Raw genomic sequence first — 428 nt, 5'->3', positions numbered from 1 at the left:
CTTGCGAAAATTTGAGAGACTCGAACACACCGCTTATCTGTTCTTATTACGGAGAACAGACACAGTGTGTCGTTTCAATTTTCAGCTTGATCCAGATTTTTAAAGAGCAAATATCTCAAACGTGACTCGAAAGTCAGTTTTGAGATATCGTTGGATAATGTCTTTCACTCATTATCCGGTATGGCGTCCCCAAGGGGATTCGAACCCCTGTTACAGCCGTGAAAGGGCAGTGTCCTAGGCCTCTAGACGATGGGGACTCGGTACCGTTTTGCTCATTACTTCTATCAGACAATCTGTGTGAGCACTTCAAAGGCAGGTTCTTTAAGGTAAGGAGGTGATCCAACCGCAGGTTCCCCTACGGTTACCTTGTTACGACTTCACCCCAGTCATGAATCACAAAGTGGTAAGCGCCCTCCCGAAGGTTAAGC

1 tRNA gene and 1 rRNA gene are annotated in these 428 nt (G+C 46.3%); both read right to left on the bottom strand.

Annotated features, from left to right (window positions below):
- Nucleotides 1-181: 181 nt before the first annotated feature.
- Nucleotides 182-257: transfer RNA gene (locus AB4K05_RS24670), tRNA-Glu, on the bottom strand.
- Between the two features lie 70 nt (nt 258-327).
- Nucleotides 328-428 (bottom strand): 16S ribosomal RNA (locus tag AB4K05_RS24665); the annotation flags it as partial.

The sequence above is a fragment of the Kluyvera sp. STS39-E genome, assembly GCF_040932435.1.
In the GTDB taxonomy this organism is placed as follows: domain Bacteria; phylum Pseudomonadota; class Gammaproteobacteria; order Enterobacterales; family Enterobacteriaceae; genus Kluyvera.
The sequence above is the reverse complement of the archived record's forward strand: the minus strand, read 5'-3'. Positions and strand labels throughout refer to the sequence as shown.